General features: G+C 70.1%; 14 protein-coding genes and 2 pseudogenes. 6 read left to right on the forward strand and 10 right to left on the reverse strand.

Features of this window, described 5'->3' with window-relative positions:
• The first annotated feature begins 36 nt into the window (after positions 1–36).
• On the forward strand, positions 37–1446 hold the full coding sequence (locus NOCA_RS00420; RefSeq protein ID WP_049774157.1) for an IS1380 family transposase: 1410 nt from the start codon (positions 37–39) through the stop codon (positions 1444–1446).
• A 123-nt stretch (positions 1447–1569) separates the two neighbouring features.
• Here the strand turns inward: NOCA_RS00420 and NOCA_RS00425 are convergent.
• The 5 genes and pseudogenes from NOCA_RS00425 to NOCA_RS00435 all read right to left on the reverse strand — a co-directional run.
• Positions 1570–2595 (reverse strand): annotated as a pseudogene (locus NOCA_RS00425) (SNF2-related protein); the annotation flags it as partial.
• Positions 2596–2632: 37 nt separating this feature from the next.
• Positions 2633–2803: a hypothetical protein gene (locus tag NOCA_RS27320; RefSeq protein ID WP_158305605.1), complete on the reverse strand. Its 171-nt coding sequence runs from the start codon at positions 2801–2803 to the stop codon at positions 2633–2635.
• 76 nt (positions 2804–2879) lie between these two features.
• Positions 2880–3919 (reverse strand): annotated as a pseudogene (dprA, locus tag NOCA_RS00430) (DNA-processing protein DprA).
• Positions 3916–4077 carry a hypothetical protein gene (locus NOCA_RS27325; RefSeq protein ID WP_011751499.1) on the reverse strand — a complete coding sequence of 54 codons (162 nt, stop codon included), beginning with the start codon at positions 4075–4077 and terminating at the stop codon, positions 3916–3918. Before NOCA_RS27325 ends, dprA begins: the two are co-directional and overlap by 4 nt.
• Positions 4078–4090: 13 nt before the next feature.
• The gene (locus NOCA_RS00435) at positions 4091–5158 is read right to left on the reverse strand and encodes a DUF4192 domain-containing protein (protein ID WP_274378255.1); all 1068 of its coding nucleotides are present in this window, start codon (positions 5156–5158) and stop codon (positions 4091–4093) included.
• On the opposite strand from NOCA_RS00435, the gene NOCA_RS00440 reads away from it, so the two are divergent.
• Together NOCA_RS00440 and NOCA_RS00445 are read left to right on the forward strand one after the other, a co-directional pair.
• Positions 5138–6373: a tyrosine-type recombinase/integrase gene (locus tag NOCA_RS00440; protein WP_011751501.1), complete on the forward strand. Its 1236-nt coding sequence runs from the start codon at positions 5138–5140 to the stop codon at positions 6371–6373. The genes NOCA_RS00435 and NOCA_RS00440 overlap by 21 nt on opposite strands.
• Positions 6374–6378: 5 nt before the next feature.
• Positions 6379–8775 (forward strand): site-specific integrase, encoded by a 2397-nt coding sequence (locus NOCA_RS00445; RefSeq protein ID WP_049774346.1) that lies wholly within the window; start codon positions 6379–6381, stop codon positions 8773–8775.
• Between the two features lie 34 nt (positions 8776–8809).
• On the opposite strand, the gene NOCA_RS00450 is transcribed toward NOCA_RS00445, so the two are convergent.
• Positions 8810–9034, reverse strand: a complete 225-nt coding sequence (locus NOCA_RS00450) for a hypothetical protein (protein WP_041545920.1) — start codon at positions 9032–9034, stop codon at positions 8810–8812.
• 264 nt (positions 9035–9298) lie between these two features.
• On the opposite strand from NOCA_RS00450, the gene NOCA_RS00455 reads away from it, so the two are divergent.
• Positions 9299–9616: a hypothetical protein gene (locus tag NOCA_RS00455; RefSeq protein WP_041545921.1), complete on the forward strand. Its 318-nt coding sequence runs from the start codon at positions 9299–9301 to the stop codon at positions 9614–9616.
• 373 nt (positions 9617–9989) lie between these two features.
• Here NOCA_RS00455 and NOCA_RS00460 read toward each other — a convergent pair whose 3' ends face one another.
• Complete coding sequence (locus tag NOCA_RS00460; protein ID WP_011751504.1) at positions 9990–10184, reverse strand: hypothetical protein; 195 nt, start codon at positions 10182–10184, stop codon at positions 9990–9992.
• 317 nt (positions 10185–10501) lie between these two features.
• Positions 10502–10960 (reverse strand): hypothetical protein, encoded by a 459-nt coding sequence (locus NOCA_RS00465; protein WP_011751505.1) that lies wholly within the window; start codon positions 10958–10960, stop codon positions 10502–10504.
• A 292-nt stretch (positions 10961–11252) separates the two neighbouring features.
• Between NOCA_RS00465 and NOCA_RS00470 the strand changes: the two genes are divergently transcribed.
• Positions 11253–12848, forward strand: coding sequence for a ParB/RepB/Spo0J family partition protein (locus tag NOCA_RS00470; protein ID WP_011751506.1), 1596 nt, complete (start codon positions 11253–11255; stop codon positions 12846–12848).
• Between the two features lie 53 nt (positions 12849–12901).
• Here the strand turns inward: NOCA_RS00470 and NOCA_RS00475 are convergent, their stop codons facing one another.
• Both NOCA_RS00475 and NOCA_RS00480 read right to left on the reverse strand, forming a co-directional pair.
• Entirely contained in the window at positions 12902–13363 is a 462-nt protein-coding gene (locus NOCA_RS00475; protein ID WP_238383343.1) for a hypothetical protein, read from the reverse strand.
• Between the two features lie 43 nt (positions 13364–13406).
• Positions 13407–13826, reverse strand: a complete 420-nt coding sequence (locus tag NOCA_RS00480) for a hypothetical protein (protein WP_011751508.1) — start codon at positions 13824–13826, stop codon at positions 13407–13409.
• Positions 13827–14123: 297 nt separating this feature from the next.
• Between NOCA_RS00480 and mobF the strand changes: the two genes are divergently transcribed.
• Positions 14124–20027, forward strand: coding sequence for a MobF family relaxase (mobF, locus tag NOCA_RS00485; protein ID WP_011751509.1), 5904 nt, complete (start codon positions 14124–14126; stop codon positions 20025–20027).
• Positions 20028–20131: the final 104 nt, after the last annotated feature.

Genomic DNA, 20131 nt, shown 5'->3' on the forward strand with positions numbered 1-20131 from the left:
GGTTCCTGTTCGTTCCGCACCGAGAAGGCACTCGAAGTGAATCTATCCGATGGTTGGTCTCGGGCCACCGTGTTGTTCGATGACGAGCGCTTGGTGTCGTCGGTGGGGCTGGTGCCGGTGATGGCGCTGGCCGAGCAGGCCGGCCTCTCCGAGCTGGTCGCCGACCGGGTCACCTTGGCCTCGCTCTCGCCGCGGGTGGCCTCGGCGGGGGTGAACCCGGCCGGGAAGGTGACCTCGATCATCGCGGGGATGGCCGCGGGCGCGGACAACATCGACGAGTTGCAGGTGATCCGCTCCGGCGGGATGAAGCGACTCTTCGACCAGGTGTACGCGCCGGCCACGCTGGGCCAGTTCCTGCGCGAGTTCACCCACGGCCACACCTTGCAGCTGGCCTCGGTCGCCCGGGCCCACCTGGTCCACCTGGCGGCCCGGACCAACCTGCTGCCCGGCATCGAGTCCCAGGCCTACGTCGACATCGACTCGCTGCTGCGCCCGGTCTACGGGCACGCCAAACAGGGCGCCAGCTTCGGGCACACCAAGATCGCCGGCAAGCAGGTGCTCCGTAAGGGTCTCTCGCCGCTGGCGACCACGATCAGCACCGCCCAAGGGGCTCCGGTGCTGGCCGGGATCCGGCTGCGTGGCGGGAAGACCGGCTCTGGCAAGGGCGCGGCCTCGATGGTCCGCGAGGCGATCAAGACTGCTCGCGACTGCGGTGCCACCGGCGAGATCCTGGTGCGTGGTGACTCCGCCTACGGCAACAGCGCAGTCGTGGCCGCGTGCCTGAAGGCAGGCGTCCGGTTCTCGCTCGTGCTCACCAAGAACCCGGCGGTGTCCGCCGCAATCGGCTCCATCCCCGAGGACGCCTGGACCCCGGTCACCTACCCCGGAGCCGTGATCGATCCGGACACCGGGGAGCTGATCAGCGACGCGCAGGTCGCCGAGGTCGAGTTCACCGCGTTCGCCTCCACCGAGCACCCGGTCACCGCCAGGCTGGTGGTGCGGCGGGTCCGCGACCGCGCCAAGCTCGACGAGCTGTTCCCGGTCTGGCGATACCACCCGTTCCTCACCAACAGCACGCAGCCGACCGTGCAGGCCGACCTGATCCACCGGCGGCACGCGATCATCGAGACCGTCTTCGCCGACCTGATCGACGGGCCCCTGGCGCACATGCCCTCGGGACGGTTCGCGTCCAACAGTGCATGGGCGATCTGCGCGATGATCACCCACAACCTGCTCCGCGCCGCCGACACCCTCGACCCCCACGCCGCTGCACCCGCGCGAGGCGCGACGCTGCGCCGCCAGATCATCCACGTCCCAGCCCGGCTCGCCCGCCCGCAACGCCGCCATGTGCTGCACCTGCCCGCGCACTGGCCCTGGGCGAACCGCTGGCTGCGGATCTGGACCGGCGTGTTCAGCCCCGCCCAAGCGCCACCACGCGCGGCCTGACCCGTCCACCGCCGATAGGCCCGAGGAAACCGCCACGTGGAAAGGCTGGGCAGACCAGCACCACTGTCACGTCCTCATGCCCCCGACCCCACTCGAGCCGACTCACGCGCCGCCAGCCCAGTCGTTCCACGGATCGAGGCTTAGGAACAGGCGGTGCTCGCACTTGTCGGCCAGTTGGCGCACGGCAACCGTGCGCTGCGTGTCCACGGCGTACCCGCGTCCGCTCGCAATGGTCGACGGACTCGACGGGGCGACGTGGTGTGCCTCATCGACGACGAGGATGTCGAGGGCGAACCGTCGGCCGGTCTTCGGGTTGGTGGCCTGTGCGTAGACGTCGCGGAGCAGCCGTTGGGCGCGGACCTGGGGCAGCCACGCCATGCTCACAATCACTCGCGGGAACAACTGGAATGGGTTGGCGTGGAGGCCGTGAGTGCGGCGCACCTGTGCCATCAGCTCACTGTTGACGATCGTGAAGTCCAGACCGAACTTCTCGCGCATCTCGTCCTGCCACTTCAACGCCAGGCTCGGCGGGCAGACGATCACGGCAGTCCTAGCGCGGTGCCGCAGGAACAGCTCCTGGATCACCAGCCCAGCCTCGATGGTCTTGCCAAGCCCCACATCGTCAGCCAGCAGCAGGTTCGTGCGCGGGGCGACAAGGGCGCGGCGGAGCGGTTCGAGCTGATACGCCTCGACGTTCGCGCCTGACCAGAACGGCGCCTGGTACCGGTTGGGGTCAGCGGAGGTGACGGCACCCCAGCGCATCGCATCGACGAATCCCGCGAGCGTCGTCGGGTCGTCGAAACCGTCGGCGTAGATCAAGTCAGGCAGACCCTGAGCCGGCGTGACCGTGTGGCCGACTTCCAACTCCCACACAACTGAGAGCTGCTCACCGAGGCGGTCCTCGTCGAGGGACTGAAGATCAACAACGTGCGAGAGCTGCGCCGATGACTCGTCGGCGGGGCTGCGCGGCAGACCCTGAGCCTGGACGTTCGCCACCGCCCACGTCGAACCGCGCACCTCGACCACCTGGCCGGGCTCGGGCAGCGTCGGCAGCTTTCTGCCCTTCGGCTGCCCATCGGCACGCTCATCCGCCAGCGTGGCAGTCTCGACCCTAGTCACACGTCTGACCCTATCGACGGGGTCCGACATTGGGCCGGTACGCGCCGACTTGCTTCGCAGGCCGGCCCTAGTCGGTGGCGAGGTAGACGGCCTTACCCTGGTCGTTGACGTCGAATGACGTGTCGCTGTCGCATGCGAACGTGCCCGCGTCGACGAGTTGCGCAACACGCAAATCGCGCGCGCCGGTGATGTCCAGGCCGGTCCCATCCGGCAGATCCGTCACGCTGAGCTCGAGCACAGGACCAGCGAGTGCGACGTACGAGTCCCAAGCAGGCGGATGCCCCGGCAGCTCGCATGAACTGCTGGCGAAGCCGCTATCGACCAGGCGCCCATCGCGTCGACGGGGCTGCCGCGCCGAGGGGAGCCGGTGTATGGCGGGCCGGGCTGGGCGCGTAGGACTCGTCGACCTGCGCCGACCGTGCCGCGGTCGCCGCCGGCCGACCGATGAGGTCGTTGAGGATCTCCGGGGCGTTCGTGACCATGCTTGCCTCGCCCAGGCGGATCAGCTGGTGCACGCCGGCGGACGCCACGCTGGTGACCGGGCCGGGCAGGGCCAGGACCGGCCGGTGAAGGTTGGTCGTCCAGTGGGCGGTGTTCATCGCCCCGCTGCGGACGGCGCCCTCGACGAGCACGGTCCCCTCCGCGAGCCCCGCCACGATCCGGTTTCTGGCCAGGAGCGAGTGCGAGTCGGGGCCATGCCGGGCGGTCCCTCGGAGACGACCAAGCCGCGTTGCGCGATGGTGTCGAGGAGTTGGGCGTGCGCGGCCGGGTAGGCGCGGTCAGCCCCGCACGGAAGCACGGCGATGGTGGTCCCGCCGGCGGCCAGAGCACCGTGGTGGGCGGCCTGGTCGATGCCGTACGCCGCGCCGCTGATGATGGTCTTTCCCATGGATGCGAGTTCTCGGCCGAGATTGCTCGCCTGCTCCAGGCCGTAGCTCGTAGCGGCTCGTGACCCGACCACCGCCAACGAGGCGGCGGTCGCCTGGCGGAGACCACCGTCTCCCCTGATCCACAGCCCGACCGGCTCGCCGCCCCGCTCGTGCAGGGCGCCGGCATCGCGAAGTGCTCCGAGCCGGTCGGGCCATTCGGCGTCGCCCGGGGCTAGGAAGCGGATGCCGCGGTCTGCTGCCTGCTCGAGGACTCGACCGTGGTCGAGGTGGGCGAGCTCTTGGCCGATCGTGAAGGCCCAGTGGGCGTCGACGTCGGCCGCCGCCTCGAGGTAGCCCAGGACCGTGCCGGCGCCGAGCTCGCTGACCAGCCCGGTGACGCGTAGGTCGCCGGGTTCGATGATGCAGCTGAGCTTGACGCGGGCGAGCCGGTCGGCCTCGTCGACGTCGTTGCGCGCGGTGCTCATTCTGGATCTCCCCACAGCAGCCCGAGGTCGGGTGCGTGGATGACGTCGATGCGCTTACTGGGGTCGTACGCGGCGAGCGCCGGCACGACCAGGCGGCGCAGCTGCCGCTCGGTGACGCTATGCGGCTGCGGCGCGGTGGTGTCGTCGTGCTCGTCCATCGAGATGTCCTCCTCAGCGGCCGGGAGCCGGCCGGTCAGTGGTGGGCTGGCTGCGCGGGACGTCCCGCTGGCTGTGGCGGTGGGGTGGCTTGGGCACGAACGACTCGTCGAGTTCGCTGGTGATCTCGCGAAGCTGCGCCTGGTGGCGCTCCCACTCCCTGGGGTGCAGACCGTTCTGCAGCGCGGAGGCGACGATGGCGGCCATGGAGTAGGGCCGGTCGGCGGGCACCTGGTCGAGTGCGCACCAGGCCCGGGCTCCGTCTCCGCGCAGCCAGCTGGCGAAGCCGAGCATGGACGCCGGGGCGGCGCGGACCTCGTCGGGTGCGCGGCGGGTGAGGTCGGTCCACAGCGCGATGTGCGAGGGGGTGTTCTGGGTGCTCATGTCCTCCCAGAGCGCGTCGCGGGTGCCGATCGTCTCCAGAGCCACGAGCATCCGGGCGCCGTCGACGTCGGAGAAGCGGTTGCCGTCGGCGTGGAACTGCTCGAGGCGGTCCAGAGCCCAGTCGCGCTCGGCGCCCGGAGTACTTGAGGCCGCCTCTGCCCGGGCCGTCTCGAGGACCTGGGCGATCGGCTCACGGCCTCCGACCAGCGAGGCCGCCAGGGAAGCCCGGCTGGCCGCCGGCTGGACGGCGCCGGTAAGGACCGTCGTGGTGGCGATCCGCTCGGCGGCCTCCTGGGTCTGCAGACCGGTGGCACCGCTGTTGAACTCGCGCCAGCGCTCCCCGTCGGCCCACAGCCGAAGGTGGGTGGTGATGCCGACGGTCTCCAGCCGGTTTGACAAATGCTGACTGGCGAGCTCGGCGTTGCGACGGTCCTCGGTGATGCAGACGATGCCGACGCGGGCACCTGGGCGGGCGTGCCTGCTGTATGGGCCGCTCAGCGCGTCCCAGACCTCCTCTCGGTCCCGTGCCGACTTGGGTAGGTCGACGCGGGTGAAGGGGAGGCCTGGCCCGAACGGGACCAGGACGATCGACTCCTCCGGCCATGTTGACCGGACTACCAGCGGGGGCCGGCTGATAGATGTATGCGCCCATGATGGTCGTCGTACGGGAGTCCTGGCTTGTCGCGTGATCTCGAACAACTGCAGATTGAGCGCTTGGGTTGCGTTCGCTCCGGTGGCTCCGGTGTTGCCTGGCTGGTCTACGACGACGCGGGCGATGCGGTTCGCCCGATCGCGGAGTTCCTCCGGGACTTCGCAGCGCGGGGCAATAGTCGGGGCAGCGTGCGGTCCTATGCCTATGGGCTGCTTCGGTGGTGGCGCTGGCTCGCGGCGGTCGGCGTGGAGTGGGACCGAGCCACCCAAGCAGAAGTACGTGACCTGACATTGTGGCTGCAGTTGCATCCTAAGCCGCGCCGGTCACAGCGGACCGTCTCAGCAGCGACAGCCGGGACGGTGAACCAGGTGACCGGCAAGCGCTACCTGGACGACCACTACGCGGCACGTACGATCCGGCACAGCAACGCGGTGGTCTCCTCGTTCTACGAGTTCTGGGGCGAGCAGGGGTTGGGTCCGGTGGTGAACCCGGTGGCGCGCGACCATCGCGGCCAGGGACGTTCGAACGCGCATCACAACCCGATGGAGCGGTTCCGTCCCGAGGGTCGGGTCCGGCACAACCCGAAGGTCCCGCGGCGTCAGCCGCGGGCGCTGCCGGACCAAGCCTGGGCAAATCTGTTCGACGCGATGGGCTCGAACCGGGACCGTGCGCTGCTGGCGTTGGCAATCAGCAACGGCGCCCGCGCGGCGGAGGTCCTCGGCCTGCGCGGCTGCGACGTGGACTGGGGCAACCAGCAGGTCCGGGTGATCCGCAAGGGCAGCCGTGCCGAGCAGTGGCTGCCGGGCAGCAACGACGCGTTCGTGTGGCTGCGGCTCTATCTGGCCGAGATCGGTGGCGTCGGCCCGGCTGACCCGCTGTGGGTGACGCTGCGCAGACGACGTGACGCCGACGGCAAGTTGGCCCGGATCCCGTTGAGCTACGAGGCGCTTCGGGCGGTGCTGCGCCGCGCAAACGCGAAGCTGGGCACCAACTGGAGCATGCACGACCTGCGCCACACCTGCGCGTTGCGGATGGCCGCCGACGAGCACGTCTCGCTGCGCGACGTCCAGACGATCCTGGGCCATGCCCACCTGGAAACGACCGCGGAGATCTATCTCGTCGAGGACGAGCGCCACACCGTGGAGCGGGTCGCCGAACACCTGGCCCGTCTGGCCAAGCCGAAGCCAGCCCCGGAGCCTGTCGACCGCGGCTACCGGGCCGCCGACCTGGCGGTGCTGTTCGGTGACGGGGTACTGCCTTGAGGAGCGTGTTGACCAGCGAGCAGCTGAAGGTCGCCGGGCCGTACTACCGCGAGCATCCCGAGCTGGTGGACCAGGTCTTCGCCGGGCCACACGACACCGCGGTGAAGGACGAGGTCTTGCGGCTGGTGGCCAAACTCCCGGACTGGCCGGTGACCGAGTACGCGAGCAATCGGCTGCTGGAAGGGGCAGATTGGGTGCTCGACTGGCTGCTCATCTTCCCCGGGGCCGGTTGGCGCGACCGATGGGTTGCGGCCGGTGCCGACACGAACCCGCTGGGCTGGCTGCCCGAGCGCCACGGCGAGGACCACCGCGACCCGAAGACGGTGCGCCAGATCGCAGTCGCAGGGATGCGCACCCTGATCGTGTCGCGGGTGGTCCTGCCCGGCCACGAGTTCTTCGCGACCTGGAAGACCAAGGGCTATCAACAGGTCCTGGTGCAGCAAGATCCCGCCCTAATCGCCCGGATCGAGGCGTTCGCCGAGCAGCATCAGATCAGCCGTCGCCAACAGCGCGACGTCTGGACGGTACTGGCCAGGATCATGCTCCACACCGGCAAAGACCTCCAGGACGTCAGCGCCGAGGACCTCTTCGAGCTGCGGGCCCACTACCGGGAGAAGCACGGAGTCCCCGCCGCCGGACTGGGACAGACCTGGACCCTGCTGGCCGGGGTCGGCATCTTGCCCAAGGACTCCTCCCTGCGTGCCGCGCTGCGCGTGGGGCAACGCACCCCCGCCGAGCTGGTCGACCGCTACGGGCTCGCTCCCGGGCCCGTGCGTGACCTGCTGGTGCGCTACCTGGCCGAACGGAAGACCAACGTCGACTACACCACCTTGAAGTCGCTCGCGCGGATGCTGGCCGGCAACTTCTGGGCCGACCTGGAGCGCCACCACCCCGAACTCGCCGGGAGCGACACCCTGGCCCTGCCCAAGACGACGGTGACCGCCTGGAAGGAGCGCCTGGCCGTCATCGTCGCCCCCGACGGGTCGAGGAGGCCGCGAGCCGACTTCCTCGACGTGCTGCTCACCGTGCGCTGCCTCTACCTGGACCTACGTGACTGGGCGCTCGATGACGCCACGCTCGCACCATGGGTGGTGGCCTCACCAGTCACCCGCGCCGACGTGGCCGGCAACAAGAAACGGAAGCTGGCCCATCAAGCCCGCATCCACCAGCGCATCCGCGAACGAGTGCCGCTGGTCCCGCGGATGCTCGCCAGGCTGGAACAGGACCGCCGCGACGCCGAGGCGATGCTGGCCCTGGCCAAGCAGACACCTGCCGATGCCTCATTCAACTTCAACGGTCGCACCTATCAGCGGATCAGCACCCGGATCCGTGGCGGCCGCGGCCTACCTCCCGACCTGGCCTACGACGTGGTCTGCGTTGAGACCGGCGAACGCTTCAGCGTCGGCCGGACCGAGGAGGACGCATTCTGGCTGTGGGCGGTCGTGGAGACGCTGCGACACAGCGGTGTGCGCCTGGAGGAACTCCTCGAGCTCACCCACCTTGCGCTGGTGTCTCACCGGCTGTCCACCACCGGCGAGCTCGTCCCGCTGCTGCAGATCGTCCCGTCGAAGACGAACGAGGAACGACTGCTCCTGGTCACCCCCGACCTTGCCCGCGTCCTGGCCGAGATCATCAGCAGACTGCGCAACCGCTACAACGGAGCCGTACCGCTGGTCGCGCGCTACGACAACTACGAAGCCACCACCGGGCCACCACTGCCGCACCTGTTCCAGCGTGACTACGGCTCCGGTCCGACGGCGATGAGCCCAACCATGGTCCGAGTCACCCTGCGGGAGGTGGCCGACCGGATGGGCCTGACCGACACCGCAGGCAACCCCATGCACCTGACCCCGCACGACTTCCGACGGGTCTTCACCACCACTGCCGTCCAAGACGGACTGCCGCTGCACATCGCCTCGCGGATCCTCGGGCACCGCCACCTCAACAGCACCCAGCCCTACACCGCCGTCTTCCAAGACGACCTAATCCGCACCTTCCGAACCTTCGTCGATCGCCGCCGATCAGCGCGACCGGCCGAGGAATACCGCGAGCCCACCCCCGAAGAGTGGGACGAGTTCGAGGAACACTTCGCCCTGCGCCGTGTCGAGCTCGGCTCCTGTGCCCGGCCCTACGGGTCGAGCTGCGAACACGAGCACGCCTGCATCCGCTGCCCCGTCCTGCGTGTCGACCCCGCCCAGCTCGACAGACTCGAAGCCATCGCAGCCAGCCTCCTACAACGCATCACAGAAGCCGAGGAACGCGGTTGGCCCGGTGAGGTCGAACAACTCACGATCAGCCTGCGCGCCGCCCAAGACAAGATCTTGGCCACCGCACCACCTCGCAAGGGCAGCGTGTTCCTGGGAGATCCAGCCATACCCCCGACGAACGCGCCGCAAGCCTGACCCCCGGGCCCGAGCCTGGCCGTAGAAGAAGCAGTTAGCCCCACCAAAGCCAGACGCCGGCGCCGGCGACGACCAGCACGACCGAAAGACCCACGAGCAGGTCGATCGCAAACTGGAACCGGCGCCAGGCGCGCCCTTCCCTGACGATCTGCTCAAGCATGCCCGGCCGCCATGGAGGTGGCTGACCGATCTCTTCCTCAAGCAGGGCGTGCAACCGATCCGGATCGATCGACTCCTGGTACGGGAGTTCCTCTGTCATCAGATCCCCTTTCGAGTGGTCCCGCCGTCGGCCCGCCTCGCGGAAAGCTCCTACAACCTAAGACGTAGCCAGTGGCGGATCCGTTGGCATCGATGCCGAACTTTCCGTGGCTTTTCGGCGAAGGCTCGGCGGACGGCATTGGCAAGCCACGGGCCAAATGTGATGCTGATCACAGCCGCGATCATCGGGAACGCGGCCACATCACCCGCTCGGGAGGGACCAACCATGAAAGCAGTTCGCGCAGCAGTCGTGCTCGGAGTGAGCATGTTCCTCGCCCTCAGTGCCAACCCGGCATGGGCCAACGACTTCCAGGCCACGACCACCGGCGCCCGAGCCAATTGGACCGATGTCCCAGACCGGCTCACCGCTACCGACACTGCCGCGGACGGAGACGCGGCCGTTGCCCAGCTGCGTCGACCCAACGGCACGATCGAGACCGTGATCGCATCCGGGGGATCCGGAACCAGCAACTCGCAGACCTTTTCCGGCATCACTGAAGACGCTGCGATCGAGATCCGGGCATGCCGTCGTAGCGGCGGCGTGATCGTCGGCTGCGGCTCCTGGGTCGGAGGGTTCTCCTGACAGGCCACAGCTTGACGTGAATCGGCACACCCCCTGGCTTGGCGCCTCGACAACGGATCGAGGCGCCAAGTGTTCTCTTCCATACGGTGTCACGGCACGGTCAGTACCATCTGGCGACGACGATGTAGATCGCCTCTGTGACGCGTCGGCGACCAGCGTGCTTGATGCGGCTGGTGCTCCGCGCGCCGCGACTCATGGCGACGTGACCGGAACGCAGGACGACGCCGACCTGACTCCGAGGGCGCGAAGCGCTCGCTCGCAGCGTGCTCCAGAGTCGCTAGTCCAGAAAAGCTTGAAGCCGAGGAGGTGGGGCATCGCTGCGAGCAGCTCGTCTGGGGAATGTACGACGAGATCCATCGGGCCGGCTCCCTACTCAACTGGCCTGCGCCGCGGCGCGATCGGTCCGCTCGATCCGGGCGGAGCGGTACTTGAGCGAGACACCGACCTCGCCGAAGCGGTTGTCGACGACGACATTCTTGGTGCGCTTCTCGTCGGTCTCCTGGTCGTGGGTGTAGAGCAGCTCGGGATCCTCGGCGAGGTTCCCCGCGAAGGTGACGGTGGTTGACATGCGGTTCCTCCTAGGTGACTGCGGAAGCCGCGAATCCGGTCCCGCAGTCACCTAGGTCGGATCGACCCCCGGCAGCGATCACCCCGCCCCAAATCCGGGCGCGGGTCGTCCCGCAGTCACCTAGGTTCGCCGGCAGGCGTGGGGCGACCAGTGATACGGCGGCCTCGTCGACCCGGGCAGCAGAAGGCCCCGATCCGGCTCTCGGGTACCGGATCGGGGCGCGAGCCCGAGCGTAGCCGCGTCCTCCGACACAAAGGACCGCTTTCGGCAGACTCTTGGCGGCGCTGAGGTGCTCGACGAGCGGCGCCGGCCGTGCTTTAGCCCTGGCGCGCTGGCCGGCGCCGGGGTGGTCGGTTGCTGAGCTTCTGCGGGGGCGGCGGCAGCTCTCGACCCAGACGCCGGCGGGCTTTCTCGGAAGCCGCGATCACGGCCTCCTGGGCGAACGCCGATCGAGCGAGGACGCGGCCGAGCTCCTGGCGGTCGTCGACGATCGCGTCCTCGACGGCTTCGATCGTGGACGCGGGCAGGTCGTGCTTCTTGTTGAAGCTCTTCCGGGTGCTCACCTGGGCCGGGTGTCGCTCGGCGGCTGCCGCGAGGTCGGCCCGCTGCTGCGGGGAACGCCGGGCGTGCACCTCGAGCGCCAGGGCGAGCCAGCCGACGAAGGCGCCTGGGGACTCCGGGTCGGTGTCCAGGTCGGCGACGTAGGCGGAGCGGGCGAGATCCCACACGCCGGGCTTCCAGTAGATCCCGACCGGAATCGTGGTCTGGCTCGTCACCTGGTCACACTCCCCTGCCCTCGTCCGCCGGCGTCCAGCTGCGGCTAACACCAACGCCGTTGCACTCCCGGCGTGGGCCCTGTCCAGTTGTTCCCACCGTCCGCGTTCCTTCCGGTCTCCAGCAGCTACTAAGGGAGCAGCCGACGCCGCGCCCTCGCGGGCGAGTTATCCCCACCTTCGGAAGCCGTGCCGACCTTTCCACAGGTCCGGCCCGCAGGCGTGTAGGCGTCGGCCCCCGCTGAGAGGCTTAGCCCTGTCAGTTCTTTCTATTCTACTCGCGGAGGACACTCGCATGACCGACACCATCCAGACCCCCACCGACACGGCCACCGGGGCCGAGGATTTCCTGCACCTCGATCCCGCCGACATCATCATCGGCAGCAACGTCCGCACCGACCTGCGCCCCGACCACAAGGAGTTCCGCAAGTCGATCAAGGAGCGCGGCGTGCTGGAGGCCGTGACGGTCTACCGCAACGAGGACGGCCAGTACGTCCTGCTGCGCGGCCAGCGGCGCACCGTCACTGCTGCCGAAGTCGGCACCCCCACCGGGCTGATCCCGGCCCGAGTCGTCCCCAAGCCCGACGACGCCGACCGCATCGGGGACCAGATGGTCGAGAACATCCACCGCGCCGGGATGCGCGAAACCGAGATCGTCGCGGGCGTCGAGCAGTTGGCCCTGCTCGGCGTGAGCGCCGCGCAGATCGCCAAGCGGACCTCCATCGACCGACCGACCGTAAACGCCGCCATCGCGGTCACCAAGGCCGACCAGACCCGCAACCGCCTGGAGTCCGGCGACCTGACGCTGGATGAGGCGGCGATCTTCGCGGAGTTCGAGCACGAGCCCGACGCCGCCGAGCGCCTGGAGCGCGCCCGGACCACCCGCTGGGGCGACTCGGTCGAGCACGTCGCCCAGAAGCTGCGCGATGAAGCCGCCGAGCGGGAGGCGTACGCCGCCGAGGTCGAGCGGCTGCGGGCCGGGGGCCTGCCGGTCCTGACTGCGCAGGAGGCCGACGAGGCGGATGGGTCGCTGCTGCTGGAGGACATGCGCACCCCCGAGGGCGAGCCGGTGCCCGTCGAGGAGTGGCCGAGCCTGTCCGGCGTCGCGGTGATCATCACCGAGGACTGGGAGTGCCCCGAGCCGGAAGCCACCGAGGCCGATGACGACGCCGACGACGAGGACGAGTACGCCGACCCGGTGAAGGTCTACCGGCAGATGTGGGTGGTCACCGACATCGAAGCCAGCGGACTGATCCACCGGAGCCGGGTCGGGCGCACCGGCGAGGGCCAGGGCGACAACACGGAGGCTCACGACGCGGAGGCCGACGCCGCCGCCGAGACCGAGGCCGAGGCCGAGGCCCGCCGTGAGGAGCGCCGCCGCGTGATCGCCAACAACAAGGCCTGGGCCAGCGCCGAGACCGTGCGCCGGGAGTGGCTGGCCGGGTTCGTGACGCGGAAGAGCGCGCCGAACGGCGCGGAGTCCCTGATCTGCGAGGCCGTCGTCACGGGCCACCACACGCTCAGCAAGGCCATGGAGCACCGGCACCCGATGCTCTTCTCTCTGCTGGGCATCGACACCCCGACCGGCTACTACGGCGCGGGGTACGAGGAGTGCCGCAAGATCGCGACCAAGGCCATCACGCCAAAGGCCGCGACCATGACCACCCTCACCGCCGTCCTCGCCGCGTGGGAGGACTCCACCGGCAAGCACACGTGGCGCAACCCCAGCGCGTGGGACGCCCGCATGCTCGGCGCGCTCATGGAATGGGGCTACAAGCCCAGCGACGTGGAGCGACTGCTGCTCGACGAGGAGCCGATGACCGAGCGCGTCGAGGAGGCCGACGACGCCGAGCCGCAGGCCGAGAGCGACAAGGTCACCGACCCCGCCTGACCGCTACCGGCTGGCGCCAGAGTCCAGGCGGCGCTGTGGTGACGGCGCGTCGCTCACCACAGCGTCAGTTGCTCGCCCAGCAGCTCTTGGAGCCGCGCGAGGTCGTCGGCCACTAGCTGCGGGTCCTCACGAGCGAGGTCGCGCAGTTCCCGAGCCCGCCGACGCGGCCCGCGCGGGTCGGCCAGCGGGCTGTAGGGCAGCCGCCGCTGCGCCGCCCACTCGTGCCGGTTCTGCGCCGCGCTCGAGACCACGACGTGTTCCGGTGCGATCCGCTGGCACAGCGGGTTGTGACATCGGTGCCCAAGCAGCCGCGCCTGCGTGAGCGCGTCCACACCGTTCATCACCGCGAACGCGAACCGGTGCGCGATGATCACGCGCCCCGGCGCGTACCAGAACCGGCCGTGGCCGCCGCCGTCCGTGCGCTCGCGCTCGGACCTGCCCGCAACCGCGCCGGTCCACCACAGGCACTCACTGCCCGGCACCGTGGCCACCTTGGCCCGGTAGCGCGCGAGCACCCTCGGGTCCGCGATCCCGACCGCGACTGCCGCAAGGCCGGCGTCATCCAACCGCCGTACCGGCACCCGCTCCCCCACTCCCGTCAGCGTCCGACGCCTCGTCCCCCTCCATCTCGGCAAAGGCCTTGGCCGCCGCGGGCCGGAAGTCGGGCGTGCTGGCCACCTCGTCGGTCACCTCGGCCAGCCGACGCAGCCGCGTCGCCTCTCGTACGCCGATCTGGTCGCCGCACCACTCGACGGCTTCGCGCAGGGTCACGCCCTCGACCGTCGTCATCTCGCGCAGAGCGTTCCCGGCCCGCTGCTCGGCTGCTGCCACCGCAGCGTCCCGCTCACCGATCGCAGTCATCACCTGCACAGCCAGGTCTTCCAGCCGCTTGGCCCGTTCCAAGAGTGCAGCGCGTCGCTTCGACGTCACGGTTCGCGCGTCACGTCGGGCCTTCTGACGCATCGTCTGCTGGCTCATCTGCTCATCCCTCACTCGTGTCGATAGGACTCTGACGGTCACCTACGACAAGTCCCGGTCCCCGAGCGATCACTACCGCCGAAAAACATTCCAGCCACCCCAGAGTTCTCACCGTCCAACGCCCTCAGACCGACACCGCTGAGCCCCTCCCGAGCGCAGCGTCCCCCCTCGAACTCAGTCGCACCCCAACCTCCACACACCTAGTGCATTCCCGGTATGCCGAATAGAAAGAACAGACGAAGTTTCCGGCGAAATTGATCGTTCCGAGGCCCCGATCGGACGTAGGTGCCCGTGACGATGAGCCTCCACAAGCTGACGGCCGGATCGGGGTACGACTACCTGACCCGCCAGGTCGCAGCGATGGACGCCACTGACAAGGGTCACACCGGGCTCGCGAGCTACTACACCGAGAAGGGCGAGACCCCCGGCGTGTGGGTCGGATCCGGCATGGAGGGCATCGAGGGCCTGGACGCCGGCGACGTCGTCACCGCCGATCACATGCAGAACCTGTTCGGCGCCGGGCACCACCCGCTGGCCACCGCACGCACCAAGGAGCTGGATCTGCGGGTCGGGCGCGCCGGCGTCGGGAGCCCGACCGCGGCCGACTACAAGGCTGCAGCGCGTCTCGGCACCCCGTTCAAGGTCTACGAGAACGACGTCAGCGCCTTCCGGGTGGAGGTCGCCAAACGCCTCGCGGCCGTCAACGAGGCCGCTGGGCTGCCGGGCGACTGGCCGGTCCCAGCCGAGGAGCGGGCACGGATCCGCACCGAGATCGGGCGTGATTTCTTCCGGGCCGAGCACGGCCGCGAGCCTGCCGACGCGCGCGAGCTCGCCGCCACGATCGCCAAGCACTCCCGGCCCAAGACCAACGCCGTGGCCGGCTACGACCTCACCTTCTCGCCGGTGAAGAGCGTCTCCACGCTTTGGGCACTGGCCGACCCCAAGACCGCCGCGGTCATCGAGGGCGCTCACCAGTCGGCGATCAAGGACGCGCTGAACTTCATCGAGACCAAGGCGCTGTTCACCCGCCAGGGCACAAACGGGATCCGCCAGGTCAACGTCCGCGGCCTGCTGGCCACGGCGTTCACCCACCGCGACTCCCGCGCCGGCGACCCGGATCTGCACACCCACGTCGCGGTCGCGAACAAGGTCCAGACCCTCGACGGAAAGTGGCTGGCGATCGACGGCCGGCTGCTCTACAAGGCCAAGGTCTCTGCCTCGGAGACCTACAACACCGCGCTCGAGCGGCACCTGGGCGACGCGCTGGGGGTACGGTTCGCGGAACGGCCGAATCCCGACGCCCGGAAGCGGCCGGTGCGCGAGATCGTCGGCGTCGACCCCGACCTCAACCACCGCTTCTCCAAGCGCCGCGTCAGCGTCGAAGCCCGCCGCAAGGAGCTGGCCGCCCAGTTCCAGGCGACCCACGGCCGCCCGCCGACACCGATCGAGACGCTGCAGCTGGCCCAGCGGGCCACCCTGGAGACCCGCGAGGCCAAGCACGAGCCCCGCTCGCTCAACGACCAGCGGGAGGCCTGGGACCGCGAGGCGGTCGAGGTCCTCGGCTCACCGCGAGGCCTCCAGCAGATGCTCCACGGCACACTCAACCCGACCGCCGCCGGAACCGCCCCGGTCGCCGACGCGGCGTGGTTCGCCAAGACCGGCGACCGGATCGTGACGACGATGGAAGGCGGCCGCGCCACCTGGCAGTACTGGCACGTCTATGCCGAGGCCCAACGCCAGGTGCGGGCCGCCAACGTGCCCACCGACCAGGTCAGCACCGTCGTCGGCTTACTGGTCAGCGAGGTCCTCGACGGCCGCTCGGTCAGCATCACTCGCCCCTTCGACGAGATCTCCGAACCGCCCGAGCTGCGCAAGCTGGACGGCGCCTCGGTCTACACCGTCGGCGGCGTCCACCTGTTCACCTCGAGCAAGGTCCTGGCCGCCGAAGAGCGCCTCGTGGAGGCCGCCGGCCGCCGCGACGGCTACGCGGTCGACGAGCAGAACGTCGCCCTGGCGCTCCTGGAGTCCGAAGCCAACGGGGTCACCCTCAACGCCGGCCAAGCCACCTTGGTCAAGGAGATGGCCACCTCCGGCGCCCGCCTGCAGCTGGCGATCGCGCCCGCCGGCTCGGGCAAGACCACCGCGATGCGGGCGCTCGCCCAGGCCTGGACCGACGGCGGCGGCAGCGTGATCGGCCTCGCCCCCTCAGCCGCGGCCGCGGACGCACTGAGGGTCTCGATGGGCTCCCAGATCGACACCCAGACCGACACCCTCGCCAAACTCACCCACTCGCTCGAGCAGTCCCAGGTCACCGGCGCCGAGGTGCCTGACTGGGTCGCCGGCATCGGCCCCCAGACGCTCGTGGTGATCGACGAGGCCGGCATGGCCGACACGCTCTCCCTCGACATCGCCGTGCAACACGTCCTCGAGCGCGGCGGCAGCGTCCGCCTGGTCGGCGACGACCAGCAGCTCGCCGCGATCGGCGCCGGCGGCGTGCTGCGCGACATCCGCGCCACCCACGGCGCGCTGCAGCTGACCGAGCTCGTCCGGTTCACCGACCCGGCCGAAGGCGCCGCCTCGCTGGCGCTGCGCGAGGGCAAGGGCGAGGCCCTGGGCTTCTACCTCGACCGCGACCGGGTGCACGTGGGCGACCTGGCCACCATGACCGAGGACGTGTTCGCGGCCTGGCAGGCCGACCGTGCCGCGGGCCTGGACGCGATCATGCTCGCCCCGACCCGCGAGCTGGTCAGCGAGCTCAACCAGCAGGCCCGCGCCCACCGACTCGAGGGGGCCGACCCCGCCAGCGTCGGCCCGGCCCGGCGCCTGGCCGACGGCAACGAGGCCAGCATCGGCGAGCTGATCATCACCCGCACCAACGACCGCAAGCTGCGCACCTCGGCCACCGACTGGGTCAAGAACGGCGACCGGTGGACCGTCCTCGGCCTCCACGAGGGCGGCGACCTGACCGTGCAGCACACCCAACACGGCCGCACCGTCCGCCTCCCCCGCGAGTACGTCGAGACCTCCACCGAACTCGGCTACGCCTGCACCGTGCACACCGCCCAGGGCGTCACCACCGACACCATGCACGGCCTGGCCACCGGCAACGAGTCGCGCCAGCAGCTCTACACGATGCTCACCCGAGGCAAGAGCGGCAACCACATCTACCTGCAGGTCGTCGGGGACGGCGACCCACACTCGGTGATCCACCCGACCCTGGTCCGCCCGCTCACCCCCACCGACATCCTCGAGTCGATGCTGGCCCGCGACGACGCCCAGCGGTCCGCGACCAGCCTCATGCGCGAGCAGGCCGACCCCGCCACCCAGCTCGGTGAGGCAGCCCAGCGCTACCTCGACAGCCTCTACGTCGCCGCCGAGAACCACCTCCGAAACACCGCCGGACCCGACGGCTCTAACGTGGTGGAGGCCCTGGACAGCACCGTCGACCAGCTACTTCCCGGCCTGGCCGATGAGGCTGCCTGGCCCACGCTGCGCGCCCATCTGCTGCTGCTTGGCGCCGCGGGTGAGAACCCCGTGGAGGCGATGCGCGCGGCCGCGAGCGACCGAGAACTGGTCTCGGCCGAGGACCGCGCCGCGGTGCTCGACTGGCGGCTAGACGCCTCCGGCATGCGCAACGTCGGCACCGGCCCACTGCCCTGGATTCCCGGCGTACCGGAGCGACTGGCCGACGACCCGCACTGGGGTGCCTACCTCGACCAGCGCGCGCACCTGGTCGACCAGCTCGCCGACGAGGTCCGCGGCCGGGCCGCGGCACAGACGTCGCTGCCGACCTGGGCGCAGAACGGGATCCGACCCGACACCGACACGGTGGCCGACGTCGAGGTCTGGCGAGCGGCCATGCAGGTCCCCCTCGACGACCGTCGCCCGACCGGCGCGCCGCAGCTACAGAAAGCCTCCTCCACCTACCAGCGACGGCTCAACCGGCGCATCACCGGCGACCACACCCCGGCGCTCACGGAATGGCGCCAACTGCTCTACTCGCTGGCCCCGCAGGTCCGCGGCGACGAGTTCACCCCGCTCCTTGCCGAACGGCTCGCGGCCATGTCGCGCGCCGGCGTTGAGGCCCACCAACTGCTCCGCACCGCCACGGCGGCTGACACTGGGGCCGGCCCTCTTCCTGATGAGCACGCCGCGGCGGCGCTGTGGTGGCGCATGGCACGCCACCTCTCGCCCGCCGTGGCCGCCCAGGTCGGGGACGGCTCTCACGGCGAGGGGGTCACCACCAGCTGGGCAGCGCAGTTGCCCGAACTGCTCAGCGATGAGCGGTCCGCCCGCATTCAGGCGAGCGCCTGGTGGCCCGCGCTGGTCTCCAACATCGACCACGGACTGCAGCGCGGCTGGCAGCTCGAAGCCCTGCTGTCGGCCGGGTCCGCCCTGCCCTCCGACGACATCGACGAGTGCCAGGCGCTGGTGTGGCGAACCTCGATCGCGCTCGAACCGATCCCCGACGAGCACGAGCACGACGACCACTTCGACGAGCCGCCGGTGGACATGTGGGACGGCGTCGAGCCCGACCCGGCCACGTTGGTCGACCACCCCGACGACACCGAATGGCCGCTCCCGCACGACCTCGAGGCCGACGGCGACCACCTGGTCGACCACCCCGAGCCGGACGAGGCGATCGACCAGGTCGACGTCGCCCCGGCGGCGGCCGACAACGTCGACGAGCAGCAGTTCGTCGAGGGCGACCTGACGCTGGCCGCGTACATCCGCGACCTCGGCGGCACCCCGCTCGAGCCGACCGCCGCCGATATCCGCCTCATGTACCAGCGGGCCGATGAGTGGTACTCCTTCCCCGTCACGCGCGAACGCATGATCGAGATCAACGAGATCACGCAGACCTTCTTCGAGTCCCGGTTCACCGACTCATGGGGTCGCGACTACCTCACCGGACGGTTCGGGATCGACCTCGCCGGGCACGAGCACTTCCGTCCCGGACAGGCGCCGGCCGGGTGGACCAACCTGGTCGACCACCTGCGCCACCGCGGCGTCAGCGGCGCCGAGATGTTGGCCACCGGGGTCGCCACCACCGCCAGCACCGGCCGACTGATCGACCGGTTCCGGGACCGAGTGATGTTCCCGGTGGTCCACAACGGTGAGGTGCTCGGGTTCGTCGGCCGACGCCGACCTGAACTCACCGACGCCGACCAAGCGAACGGCCGGGGCGGCCCGAAGTACCTGAACACCGCCGACACCCCGCTGTTCCACAAGGGCGCCCAGCTGTACGGCGTCGTCGACGAGCTCCTCGCCGAAGGCGCCGTCCCGGTCATCGTCGAGGGCCCCATGGACGCGATCGCGGTCACGCTGGCCAGCGCCGCTCGCTACGTCGGCGTGGCCCCGCTCGGCACGTCACTGACCGACGAGCAAGCCTCCCAGCTCGGCGGAATCGGCCGAGACCCGATCGTGGCCACCGACGCCGACCTCGCCGGCGAGGTCGCGGCCGAACGCGACTTCTGGATGCTCACCCCGCACGGTCTCGACCCCGGCTACGCCCGCTTCCCCGAGGGCCTGGACCCGGCCGACCTGCTCGCCCAACGCGGCCCCGCGGCCCTCACTGCATCGCTGGCCAGCGGCCAGACGCTGGGTGACCAACTGCTCTCCGAGCGGCTCGACAACCTCGCGCCCGAGCAGGCCCGCGTGGCCGCGATGCGAGTCCTTGCCGCCCGGCCCAGCCGCGCCTGGGCGCCGGGCACCAACCTGGTGCGCGCCCGACTGAAGCTCTCCCAACTGCAGTCGCGGCGGGACCTGCGCGACGCCATCAAGGCGTGGGACGCCGACCCCCGCAGGGCCGCCCGGGCCGAGCTGAACAGCAGCAGCGAGGTCCGCGCCCGCCTTGAGGCCGCGGCCGCGAAGTCGCCGGCGGAACGCTGGGCCCCGCTGGCCCGCGAGGTCGACCCGCGCCTGGCGGAGCAGGACGACTGGCCCGCCACCGCCGCGATGCTGCAACAGGCCCACGAGCAAGGCCACGACGTCAGCGCCGCTACCCGCGCCCTGGTCGCAGCAGCACCCCTGGGCGACGCCCCCGCCCGCGAACTGCGCTACCGGCTGGTTCGGCAGGTTGGATTCGGCGAACACGACGCCGAATCCACCGACCGTGACGCCCCGAAGCGCCGGCGCGACGCGGGTACTGGACATGAGCTCGGCTCTTCGAACCCAGTGCACCGCAGCCGCCGCCGGTAGGCCTGGGCACAGGTTGAGACCTACAACGAGAGGGCTGTCGGACACTCAACGCGAGGTACCCGCGTGCAGACCTGCCACATTGCGGCCCACTGTGGGGCAGCGTC

It is taken from the genome of Nocardioides sp. JS614, assembly GCF_000015265.1.
Taxonomy (GTDB): domain Bacteria; phylum Actinomycetota; class Actinomycetes; order Propionibacteriales; family Nocardioidaceae; genus Nocardioides.

Excerpts from the sequence above, each read along its gene's own strand:
- mobF (WP_011751509.1), top strand. The coding sequence starts at position 14,124 with ATGAGCCTCCACAAGCTGACGGCCGGATCGGGGTACGACTACCTGACC.
- NOCA_RS00455 (WP_041545921.1), top strand. The coding sequence starts at position 9,299 with ATGTTCCTCGCCCTCAGTGCCAACCCGGCATGGGCCAACGACTTCCAG.
- NOCA_RS27325 (WP_011751499.1), bottom strand. The coding sequence starts at position 4,077 with ATGGACGAGCACGACGACACCACCGCGCCGCAGCCGCATAGCGTCACC.
- NOCA_RS00470 (WP_011751506.1), top strand. The coding sequence starts at position 11,253 with ATGACCGACACCATCCAGACCCCCACCGACACGGCCACCGGGGCCGAG.
- NOCA_RS00450 (WP_041545920.1), bottom strand. The coding sequence starts at position 9,034 with ATGACAGAGGAACTCCCGTACCAGGAGTCGATCGATCCGGATCGGTTG.
- NOCA_RS00480 (WP_011751508.1), bottom strand. The coding sequence starts at position 13,826 with ATGAGCCAGCAGACGATGCGTCAGAAGGCCCGACGTGACGCGCGAACC.
- NOCA_RS00460 (WP_011751504.1), bottom strand. The coding sequence starts at position 10,184 with ATGTCAACCACCGTCACCTTCGCGGGGAACCTCGCCGAGGATCCCGAG.